General features: G+C 52.4%; 1 protein-coding gene. It reads left to right on the top strand.

Translation table 11 applies throughout. The features are described 5' to 3' along the window. On the top strand, nt 1–422 hold a 422-nt coding region (locus tag D7V93_RS44170), incomplete at both ends, for a hypothetical protein (protein WP_208723397.1).

The following is a 422-nucleotide window of genomic DNA, read 5'->3' on the forward strand; positions in this document are numbered from 1 at the left end:
CCGTTAACCGGTCAGACTCTGGTGTTGTGGGCGCTGCCAGTGGTGTTGTTACTGCTGATGGCACTGATCCTCTGGCGAGTGAGGGCGAAGCGATGAAACAGCCTCAAATACCGGTGAAAATGCTGACAACACTCACGATTTTGATGGTATTTCTCTGTGTCGGCAGTTATCTGTTAAGTCCAAAATGGCAGGCGGTACGTGCGGAGTATCAGCGTCAGCGCGATCCGCTACATCAGTTTGCCAGCCAGCAAACCCCGGAAGCGCAGCTTCAGGCATTGCAGGATAAAATCCGCGCTAATCCACAAAACAGCGAACAATGGGCGTTACTGGGCGAGTACTATCTGTGGCAAAACGATTACAGCAATTCGCTGCTGGCGTACCGTCAGGCGTTGCAACTACGTGGTGAGAACGCTGAACTGTAT

Source organism: Corallococcus llansteffanensis (assembly GCF_003612055.1).
In the GTDB taxonomy this organism is placed as follows: domain Bacteria; phylum Myxococcota; class Myxococcia; order Myxococcales; family Myxococcaceae; genus Corallococcus; species Corallococcus llansteffanensis.